The organism is Hyphomicrobium zavarzinii ATCC 27496 (assembly GCF_000383415.1).
Classification (GTDB): Bacteria; Pseudomonadota; Alphaproteobacteria; order Rhizobiales; family Hyphomicrobiaceae; genus Hyphomicrobium_C; species Hyphomicrobium_C zavarzinii.
Genome location: NZ_KB911255.1, coordinates 811,993 through 826,094, shown reverse-complemented (window position 1 = coordinate 826,094; position 14,102 = coordinate 811,993). Strand labels below are relative to the sequence as shown.

Below are 14,102 nucleotides of genomic sequence, written 5' to 3'. Positions count from 1 at the left end.
ATGAGCACGCCGAATGAGAGCTAATTCTGAATGAAGCAGCGGTAGGCGACTGTCGTGTTGTTGTCCCGTTCGTAGCTGAAGTCGCTAATTGACGTGCTGCCAACGGTGGCATGCCCATCAAAGGGCGACGTGACTGTCGCATAGTCGTCCAGCCACTCCCAATTCCCTGTCTCGCCGGTGAGCGCGTAGTTGTTCATGGCGATGTACCATTCCTGGCTGCGTGGCAGGCGGCCGCCGTACTTCGTGAAGCAAGTGTCGGCTGCGACGTTCCAGGATGCCACGGTGGAGGCCTCCTCAGCGGTTTGCATGCACCCGAGACTGCGCCCCTGTGCGGCAATCTGCGTGAACCCCGCCGGGCAACCCGTCATGTCGCTGCTCGCATAGCCGTTGTAGCGGCAGAAGGTGACGGTGACGTTCTTCGGACGTGTTTCAGTGCCGCCCGTGGCACCCGACGCATCGGGAGCAGCCGCACCTGCCGACGTCGCGCGGTAAGCACCCGCACCGGCCACATAAGCGGTTGAGTTATCCGTATACACTTCGTGGGTGTGGCTCTTCAGATCATCGGCCTGCACGTTGCCGGGGGCACGCGTGCCATCCGGGTCGTTGCCCGCCCCGTTGTCGCGGCCACGCAGGAAGCGGCCACGAGCAGTCGTGTATTCGGACCAGCCCGAAGGACAGGACGTTGCCTCGAACGCCGCAATCGTTCCGGCAGGCATACCAACTCCGATGTTCGTCCAGCTTGACCCATCACATACCTGCATCGTCGCGCTGGTGTAACGTATGGCGCCGGTGATGCCGCTGCCGCACGTAAGGCTGCTTGTGCCAACTTGGATCGCATCGCTCGCCGATATGGTGCCCACCACATCCAGCGACGCTTTTGGTGCATTGGTATTGATGCCCATCTTGCCCGTTGGATCGATGACGGGGAATTGATACCATCCCGTCCATGTTCCACTGTAGCGGCCGCGTACGTACATGCCTTGCGCCAAAGAGCCGGCCACAGCATACGGAATGGCAAACTGCGTCAGCTGCCCGCTACCGTCCTTGGTCCCATACTCAAATGAAAATGGGTGAAAGTAGTAGCTGTCGGACGTAGGCGCATTCGTCGCGTCAGTCCCCCGCAAGAGCGTGTAGCCGCTACCCGAACGAGCGTTAGAGATGTCGTTCCAGTCTTTTACGCCGCTCGTCACCACCGCTCCGAAGCCACCCCCAATCTGGCCGTTGACGTAGAGCGAGGTTGAAGGTGCCGTCGTGCCGATACCGATGTTGGCCCCCCACACGCGCATCCTCTCCTGGCCGCCCGCCGTAAAGCCGATGGTGTTGGCCGCAGGCATAAACATCCCGGTATTGGTATTGCCCGTCCAGGTGTAGGTCGGTGCACTCACGCTGTCACTGCTGTTCCCGAAGACCTGCGTGCCGACATCAACGCTGCCACTCGCCGAGATGTTTCCTGCAACGTCCAGCTTGGCACCGGGGGTGCTGGTGCCAACGCCAACTTTGTCTTGGGGTAGCAGCAGAAGATCGGAACCCGTGAACGTCGTCGAGATCGTCATATTGCCGGTGCTGCCGTTGTAAAGTTCAATCCGACCATAGGTGCTGCGGTTTGAAGTGAAGGCCTGCAACACGCCATTTGCCGGAACCTCCACCGAACCGTTCACGTGCAGCGAAGAGCTTGGGGCGGATGTCCCAATTCCAAGCCGCTTGTTGGCATTGTCCCAGAAGAAGTTGCTGGTATCCCCAGCGAGAGTATTTGCAGCGTTAAACTGGATAGCACCCGTGCTTGAGGCCGCATTGGTACCGCCCGCCGAGACAGTGCCGCTGGCCAAGCTTACCCAGCCCAAACTGTTGCAGACCTGAAGGGTGTTGCTGGTGCTGCTGTAGCGGAGCGCGCCCAAAATGCCCGCGCCGCAGCTGAGGGTGCTGGGGCCGACTTGGATGGCATCAGTCGCCGAAATCGTTCCGGCCACATCCAGCTTGGCGAGAGGGTTGTTGGTACCGATTCCAAGATTGCCGCCGTTGCTCATGCGCCATCGGTAGACGGAGTTTGTTCGATCATAGAGACCGATATTGTCTGTTGAAGGATAAAGCTCCCACGTGTTCCCGCTGCTGCCCGAAGGCTTAAAGATGATCCGATTGTTGCCATCAAAGGGTCCCTCAAGAACGACGGCCCCGCCGGAAACCTCAAGCGCACCCGACCCACCAACGGTGCCAATCCCGACCTTGCCGTTGGTGCCGACAAACAGACCGGGCGCATCACTAGCCTGCTGGGTGGAAGATACGATGAAACTTCCGCTCACTTGCAGCGTGGCATTCGGAGTGAGCATGTTGTGGCCAATCCCCACATTACCGGTCGGCGACGTGATGTAGAGGCGATAGCCAAAGCCGCTGTGGTAGATCCCGAAGTTGCCTGCGCCGCCGCCAGCACCGGCCCCCGTCGACATGAGCGAATAGATGCCGCCATTATCGGCCGTCGCATTGAGCGACAACCCCGAACCATATCTTGCTGCGTCGGCCTGTCGAATTGTGAGCCCGCCGCCGGACGCGGTGGAATTCATACCGGGAACATCAAAAACGGGAATGCCGTCCGCGCCGATGACAAGGCGCTGTGTGCCTGCGGCTGTGAAGGTCAAGCTGGTGTTCTCGCTGGCAATGATGGTTGTCGTGCCGGAGATGATGCGGTCTTCCTGGCCGCCACCGGAAGCCCCCAGGGTCGTCCACGTAGTACCGTTGCAGTATTGCAGACTGCCGCTGTTGTAGCGAATGGCCCCCGCTATCGGGGCGCCGCAGGTCAGGCTGCTGCTACCCACCTGGATGGCGTTTGATGCTGAAATGGTTCCGGCAACATCCAGCATCGCCAATGGGCTGCCGACACCCAACCCGACCCGTCCGCCAAAATAGTTCTTCGCATTCACGTCCTGCTGGTAGAAGCCGAAGTAATTGCCGGTGATGGTGCCCCCAGTGGCGCGGTTGTTGATATAGATGCCGTACATGTTTCCGATGGTTCCGTTCATGGCATACGGGATGATGGAAAGGCCGCGGACATCATCGGTGATACGTCCGGTTGCCGTTCCGTTATAGTGGCCAAACTGGATCACCTGGCCGGTAAGCGCCGCCAACCGCCCTTCATCCCCGGCATGACGTCTGAGGACATTGCTGCGGCTCCCATAGACATAGCCGCTGTTGCTCACACCTGGGTCAATGAAAACAGCCGGTGTGGAAGCAATGCCGATGTTGTAATAGATGCCGTCGGCCGATGCCCTGTAGGATGGCTCCACGTTCAGCGTAAATCTGGTTGCGTCCGTCACCTCTTCGCTGATCTGAACCCGAGAGCTCGCGTTGCCGGTGTTCCCTATCCCGATGCTGCCATCCGCATTCACCACCAAACTCGGTGTCGTCGTTTGCCCGGTCACCGACACCACAAACGTGCCGCTGACCTGTAAGGTCGCTGTCGGAACCGAAGTTCCAGCCCCAACTTTCCCACTGAAATACCCGGCCGTCGCACTGACAGCCCCTGTAGCACTCACACCAAGCGTCACAAGACCACGGTACGGGTCAAACCAGGCGCTGTTGGCACCGGCCTGGGTCACGCTGATGTAACCGGATTGGCTGACCGCCACCATGCTGGTGGCATTGTTGGTGCCAGACACAATACGGTCTCCGCTGCTGGCAACCACTCCCGTCAGCCCCGAACCATCGCCAACAAATGCTGTGGCGGAAATGGTACCGCTGACTTCCAGGGGCGCAGCCGCAGTGCGGTTCATGTTGATGGCAGTCCAGCTGGTATTGATCTGACTGCCGCTAACCGTGAGCGTGGTGCTGGGGGCTTTCGTCCCGATGCCGACGTTGCCGGAAGTTCTCTTTATAGAAAGGGCCTCAACACCAGTTGCGTCGTTGTCATTCCTGAGAACATCAAACCGATCGTTCGTGCCATCATATTGAATGGTGAACCCATAGGAATCGCTTGCCTCACGAAATTTCACCGCCCCCTTATAGGAGCTTGCCGTTGTCAGTCGTATTTGTCGATCCGCAGAAGACGACAGGCTACCAAACTCGCCACCTCCAAACACATGCAGCGTGGTGCTGGGGGCTGTCGTCCCGATCCCAACATTGCCGGAAGCATTAATGACCATGCGTTCGGTGCCGGCGGTGGTGAAGCTGATTGGGCCGTTGAGATTTGCGGTGATTTGCGTGGTTCCCGAGGTGATGCGGTCGGCTGTTCCGGTGATCGGGGAGCCGTTGACGAGGATATTTGTGGCGCTGATCGTGCCGTAGACATCAAGCTCCGCATTGGGATTTGTTGTGCCGATGCCGACTAGACCGCCGGTTGATAGGTAGAGGGAGTTTGACGGGCAGCCCACGAAGTCCGCTCCGCCGCCGATGCAGACACGGCGGGCATCATTGCCGAGGGTGTTGGAAATGCGCGAAACCGGCGCCCAGACCTGGGCCTCGGCCCCAATGCTCACGCAGGCCAAAACGGCGCAGGCAACAGCACGGCGAAGAAGGCGGTTCACAGCCGCACTGTGCACGCAGTTCACGTATACATCAGCACGACGCGCTATTTATTAGGCAGGGAATGTGTCCGGCACACAACCTACGCATAGGGAGTGACCTTTAGATTTAAGTCAGGAAACCGAAAACCTAAACCTGAAGCACAATAAGCGGACCGCGTTGAGGATCGCCGGATACCGTGAAACAATAGGTGCATTGATCACGGCAATCGCTAAGAAACCTTGGCTTTCCTGGTGAGGGGACGCAGGGGGGAGTTTAACGCGTCGGCTTCAGCCTGAGGCCGTGGGTTCGAAGACGGGTTCAGCTCACGAGCTCGCGGTGGCCAGTCGTGGGAAAGCGGCGGTCTACCGTCTGCGTGACAGTTCCTCCGCTGCTACCGCCTCCACAACTGCAAGGTCCATCTCGGCGACACTGGAGCGCCGTGCAACTTCCGCAGCCACCTTCGCCCAGTGATAGAACTCCTGCCGATCCCCCAGAGCCCGTGAGCGGGCGGCAAGTCGCTGCGCCGAATAGTAGGCGTTTCGCTCGTCACTTTGGATCAACGCAAGCGCGTCTGCCCGCCAGAGACGCCGCATCTCCTGACGGCGGTTCCACCACTGTCGAGACAACGGGAACATCATTGCCTTCGAGCCGCCTACCACCCCTCTCGCAACCATACCGCGGTCATGCCATTTGTCGAACATGGACATCGGACACCCTATCAATGGGCGGGGATGGATGGTCCGCATACCCCACACCATTGCTCGCGCTGCGTGAAAGGGCCGACCTGCCCCGGAACACCGGTCAATGGTAAGCCTTGGCGAAGGCGGAATATCCACAGGCCTGGTTGGCCTCCGACTGCTCTCCCCTCACCGCGTGAAATATAAGGCCGTTTCTGGACAAGACATCATGCAGGACGGGTCGCGATTGCAGCCAAGCGTCCAAGTCTATACGATCAGCATCCAAGAGCGACAGGGCGAACAGCGTAAGCAAGTCAACTTCCCGCGCTGTTACGCTCTCTGCTCGACCTTCCAAGGCTCTATAAATCACTTTCCATATCGTAGCCAAAGGCATGGTTCTCTCCCACAAAGCGACCCGTCAATAATCGTCGCCCTTTGAGACACGGGGATAACTTCCTTCTTTTGGGATCATTTCTTTATGTCTGCACCCATGAACCTGCCAACAGCACCCACACGAAAGCCTGCGAACATCGATCTTCACGTCGGGAGAAGACTGCGCGCCCTTCGCCTTTTACGGGAGTTAAGCCAGGAGGCCCTGGCGGAAAGGATCGGATTGACGTTCCAACAGATCCAGAAATACGAGAAGGGGGTCAACCGCATTAGCGCCTCCCGCCTCCAGCAGTTCGCGGACACGCTCAACGTCAAGCCACAGTTCTTTTTCGATGCGGATCAGGATCCTGGCACTCACGGCTCACAAAACGCGCTTCCCCTTGATCTCATCTTCGACCGCGACGTCGCAGCAATGGTAAACGCATTCGGACAGATTACTGACGCAGGCATTCGACGTGCAATTGTCGATCATATCCGCTCCCTCGCGGCGTGTTGCACGGAGCCGCGAAAAGCAGATCAATGACTGAGGTTTGTCTCCGAGGGAAGGACGTCCATGTCCTTCAGCGCAAACTGTCCCTTTAGGCTCTCAAGAGCTTCCTCGATCAGCATCGCGGCGTCTTCACTGCCAAGAACTCTCGACTCTTCTGTCGCATAGATCAAGAGCCGCGCGAGGGCGCTAGCATCCTTCTCTAGGGACACATGAGAGGACCCGGACGCTTCCTCGTCCATCATGCCCGCCATGTTCCGCTCAGCAAAATCCTTGTCTTTATAGGGCATAAGACGGCTCCATTTGGCGCAACGCGAAGCGCTTCACTTTTCCGGTGGGGGTCTTCGGCAAGCTCGGAACGAAAGTGATCTCTCGCGGCGCCTTGTAGGGCGCGATCACAGCCTTCGCATGCTTGCAGAGTTCACTTTCCAGCCCGACTGATCCTTGGGCGCTTTCGGCGAGAACAACAAAGGCCTTGACGGAATATCCCCGCCTTGCGCACGGCACGCCGATGACCGCGCATTCCGCGACCGCGGCATGAGAAAGCAATGCCGCTTCCACCTCGGTCGGAACGACCTTGTAGCCGGACGACACAATGAGATCGTCCATCCTCCCTTGATACCAGAAGTATCCGTCTGGATCGCGATAGTAGGCGTCTCCGGTCACGTTCCAGCCGTTGCGGACATACTCACTCTGTCGCGCATCATCGAGATAGCGGCAGCCGGTGGGACCACGCACGGCGAGCCATCCAACGGTGTTATCGGGCAGTTCGTTTCCCGCTTCATCGAGCACGGTCGCCTCGAACCCGGGAACAACCTTCCCTGTCGCTCCCGGGCGGATGTCATCGCCGGCTGCCGAGATAAAGATATGCAGCATCTCCGTGGAGCCGATTCCGTCGATGATCCGCTGTCCCGTCGCGTTGCGGAACGCGTCAAACGTGGACTTCGGAAGCGTTTCGCCCGCGGAAACACAGGCGCGAAGCGCGCCGATGTCGAATTGTTCGACAATTGGCAACATCATCCGATAGGCAGTGGCCGACGTGAAGCAAATCGTCGGGCGGCACTTCTCGATCGCCGCCAGAAGCTGCTCCGGCCGCCCATCCTCGAGGAGCAGGGCAGACGCCCCGACACGCAAGGGAAAGAGGAGGAGCCCACCAAGTCCATAAGTAAAGGCCAGCGGTGGCGAGCCGCAGAAGGTGTCGAACGGTGTTGGGTTCAAAATTTTGGCGGAGAAGGTATCGCAAATGGCGAGAAGATCGCGGTGACTGTGGACTGCACCTTTGGGGACGCCCGTTGTTCCGGACGTGAACGCTATCAAGCAAGGGCTATCCGCAGAAGCCCGGAACGGAACAACCGGAGTGCTATCGAGGCGAGCGAGGAAATCGATGTCAGATGCATCGTGCGCGACTTGCTCCGGGCGAACAGAATAAGTCGCAATACTTCGCAACGTTGGACACGGGCGACGGCAGCGATCAAGCTCACGCAGCATCTCTCGCTCACAGACAGCATGCGAGATTTGCGCCTTCTTTATGATTGATTGCAGCTCGCCAGCCCGCAGCATCGGCATCGTCGATACGACAATGCCGCCGGCCCGGATGACCGCGAGATGCAGCGCGGCCAGCGCCGGACTGTTTCGCCCCCTCAGGAGAACACGGTTTCCCGGAACCAGACCGAGCCGCTTCACGAGGGCAGTGGCGTAGCGCGAAACACGCGATTGTAGCTCCTCATAGGTCCACATCGTCGTGAGTGAGCGCAAGGCGAGGCGATGCCCTTCCCCGGCCGCCACCCAATCATCCACCAGGATTTCGGTGACGTTGAAGCGAGCCGGATAGGCATGCCCCGGCACCTCAAGGCGCTCCGGCAAAGAAAACTGATCTGGCATGTGATCACGGACAAACGTATCAATACGCTTTGACATGGCTGCTCACCCAGCGAGTTTCTGATTGGCCACACTCGTCGCGAGCACGGTTCCCCGAATGTCCCGCAGCCTGCGCGTTTGGCGCAGAGCGTGTTCTGAGATGTCGACCGTGATGCCCACGACATCCATGCCCTTCCACACGATGGGAAGACCAAGCGGCTGGGGGTTCCAGCCGAGGCGCAAGAAGCGCGTGATCCAAGGGGGTTCCGTCACGATCGAAAGCTGAGAAATGCCGCATTCAAGGCAAAGCTCTTGAACACCGCACATGATCTGGCAGGAGACGTTGCTGATGGCGTGGGGTTCACGCGCCTCCGGCACCACATAGAAGCGCGTCCACTCGTAGATGTCCGGAGCTCGAGGAATGGGACGGACGCCGGCAAGCTCTGGAAACACGTCGGCAAGGAGATGGGGTTTGAGTGACGAGATCAGCCTTGATCCGCCCTGCACGCGCATTTTCTCGTCAAGCGCGAGCAGGTAGATGGCATTTTCGTTGTCGAACTGATCGACTTCGCGCTCATCCAAGCGGGCCAGATCATGCCACCCGCGCTCGTGGACATAGATCCGGTGTCGTATGCGGTAGCTTTCTTCGACCTGTTCTCGATAGCGCTGGCGGTTGTCCGCAGTTACCACGTGGAGCATGAATCCTTCTCCGAGTTGCGTCGGAGAAAGATCGCCACGTCAGGGGTAGGGTCTTGAATCCCTCGGTCGAGGAGTTGACGAAGATCAGATTTTCTGTCTAACCAACCGTCACAGGGAGATCGCCCGCCAGCTTATGGCGTTGGCCACCGCGTGGGCACGGCTTACAGCGTTTAGCTTCCTCAAGCTGTTGCGAAGATGCGCCTTCGCCGTTTGCTCGGAAATGGCGAGGATTTCACCTATCTCCCAATCAGTTTTGCCGCGCGCGACCCAAAGGAGCACTTCACGCTCGCGCTCGGTCAAGGCCTCATACCTGCCCGCAGCAGCCGGCGCAGGCGGAGGCCGAAGCGATTGGGCTTTCCCATGCGCAAAGATCGACAGTAGCTGGAGCGCCTCCCTACCGCGATGCGGGATGTCGAGCTTCGCGCCGCCCATGGTCACGCAGCTTTGCTCCCCAGTGCTGCCAAGGATGGGAACGGAAAAGCCACGTCGAAGACCGCACTCTGCAGCCTCATTCATAACGCGTCTCGCTTCCTTGCTCGGATGAGGGCAGCGCACTTCGTCCCAGAAGAATGCCTGGGTGGAAGACCTTGTATGGGCGGCCATGGGATCATGAAGAAAAAAATTCTGATCCATATAGCGATCAAACCAGGTTTTTGACCAGCCATTGAGGATCAACGAGGCCTGCAGGCCGGAGCCGGGCGGCGGCATCTCGGTGATAAGAAAATTTGTGAAGCCGAATTCGCTAAGCGCAACGCCAAGAAGCGAATAAACCTCGTCACAGTCACTGGCTGCCTGCAACTGGTCAACAATGTCAAAAGTGCGCCGCTCGATACCCGACATCGCGAGCCCCAGTACTCCAGGTAATATTGGTACCTTGGGCTCAGCCGGACGACAAGCCGACTTAACGGTCCTCAGCACATAGTCCCAAACGGGTAAGGCATGAACATCGATCCCAAAACCTTGGCGCGACAACGTCTCGCCTTCCCGCATCAGACGGGCTGTTTTCCGGAACCGGACAGTCTCGCGTGCGGGTCCCAGATCCACGGGCGCATCAGAGCGGTCCGGCGAGGCGTGGCGATGAACATGGCTGGGATGGCACGGACACCGGCATTGGAACAGGTGGCCGGCGTGCGCAGGAACTTGAGCGTGAACGACCTTCCCGCCGGCGCACAAGCAGAAAAGCAGCTTCGCGCCGTGGTAACCGGGCGCTCCCCTCTTCAGCAGGCTTGCACACGTGCGTCATCTCAGGCACTGCCTAGAATTTTAACAATCCAGCCAATCACAAATGAACCTCTCCGCGGCATGCTCAAGCATTTACGGGGCTGGTCTGATGCGCTTTTTCGCTTATTGCATGGTCGCCGGGATCGCCTTCGTCGGCGCCGCAAAGCTGTTCCCGCCAGCTCCGCAGGACATAACGTACCACTATGTGGATGAGCGGGGCCAGCCCATCACCGAGGTGGTGGCGCGCGCCTACTTTGCCGAGCAGGAACGCCTGGACACCCTTGAATGGGAATCCAAACGCCGCACCTCCGAAGAAGGAATCCTCGCCAGCTCGCCCGCTTCCTCTGGGCCGGTGACCCATTCGGACCTGTCCAACCGTGCGGCCGTTCCGCCCGGCACAAGCCTCCGAGCAACAGAGCCGAGCAAGGACTATATCAGCGTGCAGGGCTATTACCGGCGCGACGGGACCTACATCGCCCCACACAAGAGGTCGGCCGCGAACCGCACCGAAACCGACAACTGGAGCACCCGGGGCAACAAGAACCCCTTCACCGGCAAGTCAGGCTCCAACAAAGCCAGGCGCTAATCCTGCAAAACCAAATCATCGGGGCCCGCTGCCCAAACTACGCCAAGACACTGAGTTGGACGAGTGGTGCGCGCCTCTACTGGCACAACTCCATCAACCCGGTCGACGGGTTGCGGCGCATTCCACCCCTCATGTTGGCATCGCATGCCTCCGCGCCTGTACCCGCCACTTTGATGGTGCCGGAGACGTGAAGGGTGGCAGAAGGCGCTGTTGTGCCGATGCCGACAATACCGCTGGTCCCCACATAAAGGCTTGGCGTGGTGGTCTGCCCACTGGCGGACACGATGAAACTGCCGGAGACCTGCAACGTGGCGGCAGGTTCAGCCATGCCAATACCGACATGACCAGCCGACGTCACCCTCAGCCGTTCAGCGTTGTTGGTGACGATTTTGGCCGAAGTATTGTTAGTCGTACCATAATACGCTGAACCCATATCTGCCCCGAACACGGCACTCACGTTTGTTGACGTTGCGCGGTAATGCGGCAGGTTTCCTACCGTGTCGTTCAGGTGGACCACACTCTGAGCCAAACCCCACCCGGACGCGTTAGCGGGTGCAGTCGTGCCTATACCAATCTTTCCGTTTTCACCAATGACTACCCTCTCGCTCCCCGCCGTCGAAATAGTGATGCTGCGGTCTTCGTTCACCAGAACCTGCGACGTACCGCTTACAATGCGATCGGAAGACGCTCCGCCCGCCGCCGCCATACTCTGCCAGCCGGAACCCTTACAGAACTCGAAGGTGCTTTGGCTGGTGTAGCGGATGGCACCGGCGCGGTTGCTATCACAGGCTTCGCCGCCATCGGCGATGCGGATTGTGCCGGAGACGTGGAGCGACGTGGAAGGCGCCCACGGCGTAATTCCACCTTCAGGCATGTTCAGCCCGATTCCGACAGACTGGGCGAAGTTCGCACTGAACTTGCCGCCGGACTTCACGTTCAGCCCCGCCTGCGTGTTCGACGGGTACAAGGTCAGCCCGGCAACACCAGTGTAGGCCGTCGAGAACCGCGCGATAGAGGTATGGCCCGAGTTAACGTGCCCAATATTAACGTACGGGTTGCCTCCAATCACCGGGCCTCCGCCTGAAACGAGACGGATGTTGCCCCCCTTCAAGCCAGGGCCATAACTGAAGCCCAATGCTTCGGAAGCATTCTGCGCCTGATAAAGAACCAACGGTACAACGCTCGAGGTCGTCGGAGAAATCTCCAGCATGGCAGACCCGCTGCTTGTCCCTATGCCAACCTTTCCGCTGGTATCCACATACAGGCTCGGCGTGGTTGTCTGCGCGCTCGTGCTGACGATGAAACTGCCGGAGACCTGCAACGTCGCTGTGGGGGAAACCGTACCGACGCCGATGTCCCCGGCATGGGTAATCACCATCCGAGGTTGGCGGATCGCGGTTTGAAAAACAAGGTCTCCCCCACTGTAAGCACCAATTATCAACCCGCCGGCGTTGTAAGTTTCCAGCACGGCTGCGTTGTTGCGCCAGTTGCTGAAGGAGCCGCCATTGCTGCCAAGCTGAAGCAACGACACCATTCCGGGCTGGCCGCCCAATCCTGTAGCGTTCAGGTTGGCAGCGGTGAAGCCGGTGGAATAGTCCGCGGTATTGCCATAGGCATAAACGCCCGAGGTTTGTGAGCCCTCAGAGTTGATGACAACCCCGCCGCTCACCGTGCTTGCGGTACCAACGCCAACTCGACCGCTGAAGTACCCATCGGTCCCGCTGATGGCACCGGTGCTGCTCACGCCCACGGCGACAAGGCCGAGGTTGGGGTGGAAATACGCGGTGTTGTAACCGCCCTGCGTAACACTAATGTAGCCGGTGTCGGAGATAGCCACCATGCGGGTCTGGGCGGTGGACCCGGACACGATGCGGTCGGAACTGCCCGCAGTCACGCCGGTAAGGCCGCTACCGTCACCCAAAAAGGTGCCATACACCTGCGTGCCGGAGATGTAGCGGAAATAGCCATAGGTTCCGCTTACCGCACCGTTGCGCGTCGTGTCCACAAAAGACGCGCTGACATTGGTGGCACTCACCAGCGAACTGCTGACACTGTTGGAACCGATGGTTACGGCACTCAACGCCAAAATGGTTGCTGCCGGAAAATACCCCTGTGTGCCACTGACGTAGTAGGCGTTCAACGCCGATGCAGATACCATCTGCATCGAAATAGACGTACTGTCACTTATCGCAATCACTTGCGCAGGAATGTTGGAAATGCTGTACCAATCGGCAACGCCTCCGCCCGACAGTGTTACCCAGCTTACGCCATTGCAGTATTGAATGTCCCCGCTATTGAAGCGGATTGCTCCCGATATCCCTGTACTGCAGGCTAGGCTACTTGCGCCAACCTGAATAGCGTCGCTTGCCGAAATCGTCCCTCCCACGTCAAGCGTAGCGAGCCTACCCGCCTTCCCAATCGCGACACCTTCACCAAAGTAACCAGAGGTGCCGCTGACAGGGCCCGTTGCGCTTACCCCGAGCGTCACCAGTCCCCGGTATGGATCAAACCAACCGCTGTTAGCCCCTGCCTGCGTGATGGAGATGTAGCCGGTGTCGCTGATGGCCACCATCCGCGTGGCTGCATTCGTACCGCTGACGATGCGGTCGGTTGCGCCCGCGATCACGCCGGTGAGACCAGAACCATCGCCCGTGAAACGCCCGTACATGTCAGTACCGCTGACATAGCGAAAGTATCCAAACGTCCCGCTGACCGTGCCGTTACGCGTGGCATCAACGTAGGTTGCGCTTACGCTCGTCGCGCTCACCAACGAGCTCGATACCGTATTGGCCAAAAGATTGGCGAGCAAACTCCAACCGGCACTGAAGTACCCCCAGGTGCCGCCTGAGGTCGTCAGGCTTATGTAGCCCGTATTCTCGTTGATGATCACCGCATGGGTATTGCTGATGATGCGGTCACCCTGAACATTCAAATTCGTCAAACCATTGCCATCGCCGATGAACTTGTTGGCCGATACGTTGCCCGTGATGCTCACGTGCCCGGCTGTTGAAAGGCTCGGGGCATAGCTTGGGCACCCGATGTCGGCAGGACGCATATGATCGGGAACCCCCATACAAAGGCGGTTCGAGTTATTGCCCGCCGTGCTGGAAATGATGGTGACATCACCCCAGTCACCCGATTGCGCGTTCCCCCATGCCGCGGCCAGCGCAAGTAGCGCCGTCGTAGCGATGCGGACTAGCGCTTGAGGCAAATCTGCGGGTTCCCGTTCTTGTCGATGCGCACCGAGCCGACGGGTACACCATCACAGCCCTTGTCGATCGCCGTCACCCTTTTGGATACGCCTTCGTACACCGTCCAACCCGCAGCAGCGATGCTGCCAAGGCAAATGACGGTCATAACGATACGGCAAAAGGCGCTGCTCACAGGCGCACTTTGCCTGCAGTTTCCGTATACATCAGCAAGGGCGCCGCCGATGTAAGCACCTCCTGTGGCTTCGCCGCATCTGTTCCGCCACTACAATGATTTTCCTGACCCGTATTACGCAAGCGCAACCCGCGCCTTCTCGCACATGGCCTCCGGGATCTGTTCGTTCCCAACCACCCATGCCATGGCCTCCACGATCACATCGGCCTTCAAGCCCCCGCAACACCAGTTCAGCCTCTCCGGTAGAGGAAGTCCACCTAGGCTTGCCCTCAATTGTTACCTCTTCGGATTACCCGTCCGCGCACCCGTG

The 14,102-nt window shown here is 59.1% G+C and carries 9 protein-coding genes; 2 read left to right on the top strand and 7 right to left on the bottom strand.

Features of this window, described 5'->3' with window-relative positions:
• Positions 1 to 20: 20 nt before the first annotated feature.
• Entirely contained in the window at positions 21 to 4,463 is a 4,443-nt protein-coding gene (locus F812_RS0103805) for a beta strand repeat-containing protein (RefSeq protein WP_156827207.1), read from the bottom strand.
• A 1,183-nt stretch (positions 4,464 to 5,646) separates the two neighbouring features.
• Between F812_RS0103805 and F812_RS0103785 the strand changes: the two genes are divergently transcribed.
• Positions 5,647 to 6,081, top strand: coding sequence for a helix-turn-helix domain-containing protein (locus F812_RS0103785; protein ID WP_020084629.1), 435 nt, complete (start codon positions 5,647 to 5,649; stop codon positions 6,079 to 6,081).
• Here the strand turns inward: F812_RS0103785 and F812_RS0103780 are convergent.
• The 4 genes from F812_RS0103780 to F812_RS22440 form a co-directional block, all read right to left on the bottom strand.
• The gene (locus F812_RS0103780; protein WP_020084628.1) at positions 6,075 to 6,335 is read right to left on the bottom strand and encodes a hypothetical protein; all 261 of its coding nucleotides are present in this window, start codon (positions 6,333 to 6,335) and stop codon (positions 6,075 to 6,077) included. The two genes, F812_RS0103785 and F812_RS0103780, sit on opposite strands and share 7 nt — an antisense overlap.
• Positions 6,325 to 7,962, bottom strand: coding sequence for an AMP-binding protein (locus F812_RS0103775; protein ID WP_020084627.1), 1,638 nt, complete (start codon positions 7,960 to 7,962; stop codon positions 6,325 to 6,327). Before F812_RS0103775 ends, F812_RS0103780 begins: the two co-directional genes overlap by 11 nt.
• 6 nt (positions 7,963 to 7,968) lie before the next feature.
• A complete protein-coding gene (locus F812_RS0103770; protein WP_020084626.1) occupies positions 7,969 to 8,601 on the bottom strand; it encodes an acyl-homoserine-lactone synthase in 633 nt (210 codons plus the stop codon).
• Positions 8,602 to 8,709: 108 nt separating this feature from the next.
• The gene (locus F812_RS22440) at positions 8,710 to 9,441 is read right to left on the bottom strand and encodes a LuxR family transcriptional regulator (RefSeq protein ID WP_198011126.1); all 732 of its coding nucleotides are present in this window, start codon (positions 9,439 to 9,441) and stop codon (positions 8,710 to 8,712) included.
• 490 nt (positions 9,442 to 9,931) lie between these two features.
• On the opposite strand from F812_RS22440, the gene F812_RS22435 reads away from it, so the two are divergent.
• The gene (locus F812_RS22435) at positions 9,932 to 10,408 is read left to right on the top strand and encodes a hypothetical protein (protein WP_020084624.1); all 477 of its coding nucleotides are present in this window, start codon (positions 9,932 to 9,934) and stop codon (positions 10,406 to 10,408) included.
• Positions 10,409 to 10,484: 76 nt separating this feature from the next.
• On the opposite strand, the gene F812_RS0103755 is transcribed toward F812_RS22435, so the two are convergent.
• Positions 10,485 to 13,619 carry a beta strand repeat-containing protein gene (locus F812_RS0103755; protein WP_156827206.1) on the bottom strand — a complete coding sequence of 1,045 codons (3,135 nt, stop codon included), beginning with the start codon at positions 13,617 to 13,619 and terminating at the stop codon, positions 10,485 to 10,487.
• On the bottom strand, positions 13,604 to 13,792 hold the full coding sequence (locus F812_RS26335) for a hypothetical protein (protein ID WP_066242610.1): 189 nt from the start codon (positions 13,790 to 13,792) through the stop codon (positions 13,604 to 13,606). Before F812_RS26335 ends, F812_RS0103755 begins: the two co-directional genes overlap by 16 nt.
• Positions 13,793 to 14,102: the final 310 nt, after the last annotated feature.

Excerpts from the sequence above, each read along its gene's own strand:
- F812_RS0103785 (WP_020084629.1), top strand. The coding sequence starts at position 5,647 with ATGTCTGCACCCATGAACCTGCCAACAGCACCCACACGAAAGCCTGCG.
- F812_RS0103780 (WP_020084628.1), bottom strand. The coding sequence starts at position 6,335 with ATGCCCTATAAAGACAAGGATTTTGCTGAGCGGAACATGGCGGGCATG.
- F812_RS0103775 (WP_020084627.1), bottom strand. The coding sequence starts at position 7,962 with ATGTCAAAGCGTATTGATACGTTTGTCCGTGATCACATGCCAGATCAG.
- F812_RS0103770 (WP_020084626.1), bottom strand. The coding sequence starts at position 8,601 with ATGCTCCACGTGGTAACTGCGGACAACCGCCAGCGCTATCGAGAACAG.
- F812_RS22440 (WP_198011126.1), bottom strand. The coding sequence starts at position 9,441 with ATGTCGGGTATCGAGCGGCGCACTTTTGACATTGTTGACCAGTTGCAG.
- F812_RS22435 (WP_020084624.1), top strand. The coding sequence starts at position 9,932 with ATGCGCTTTTTCGCTTATTGCATGGTCGCCGGGATCGCCTTCGTCGGC.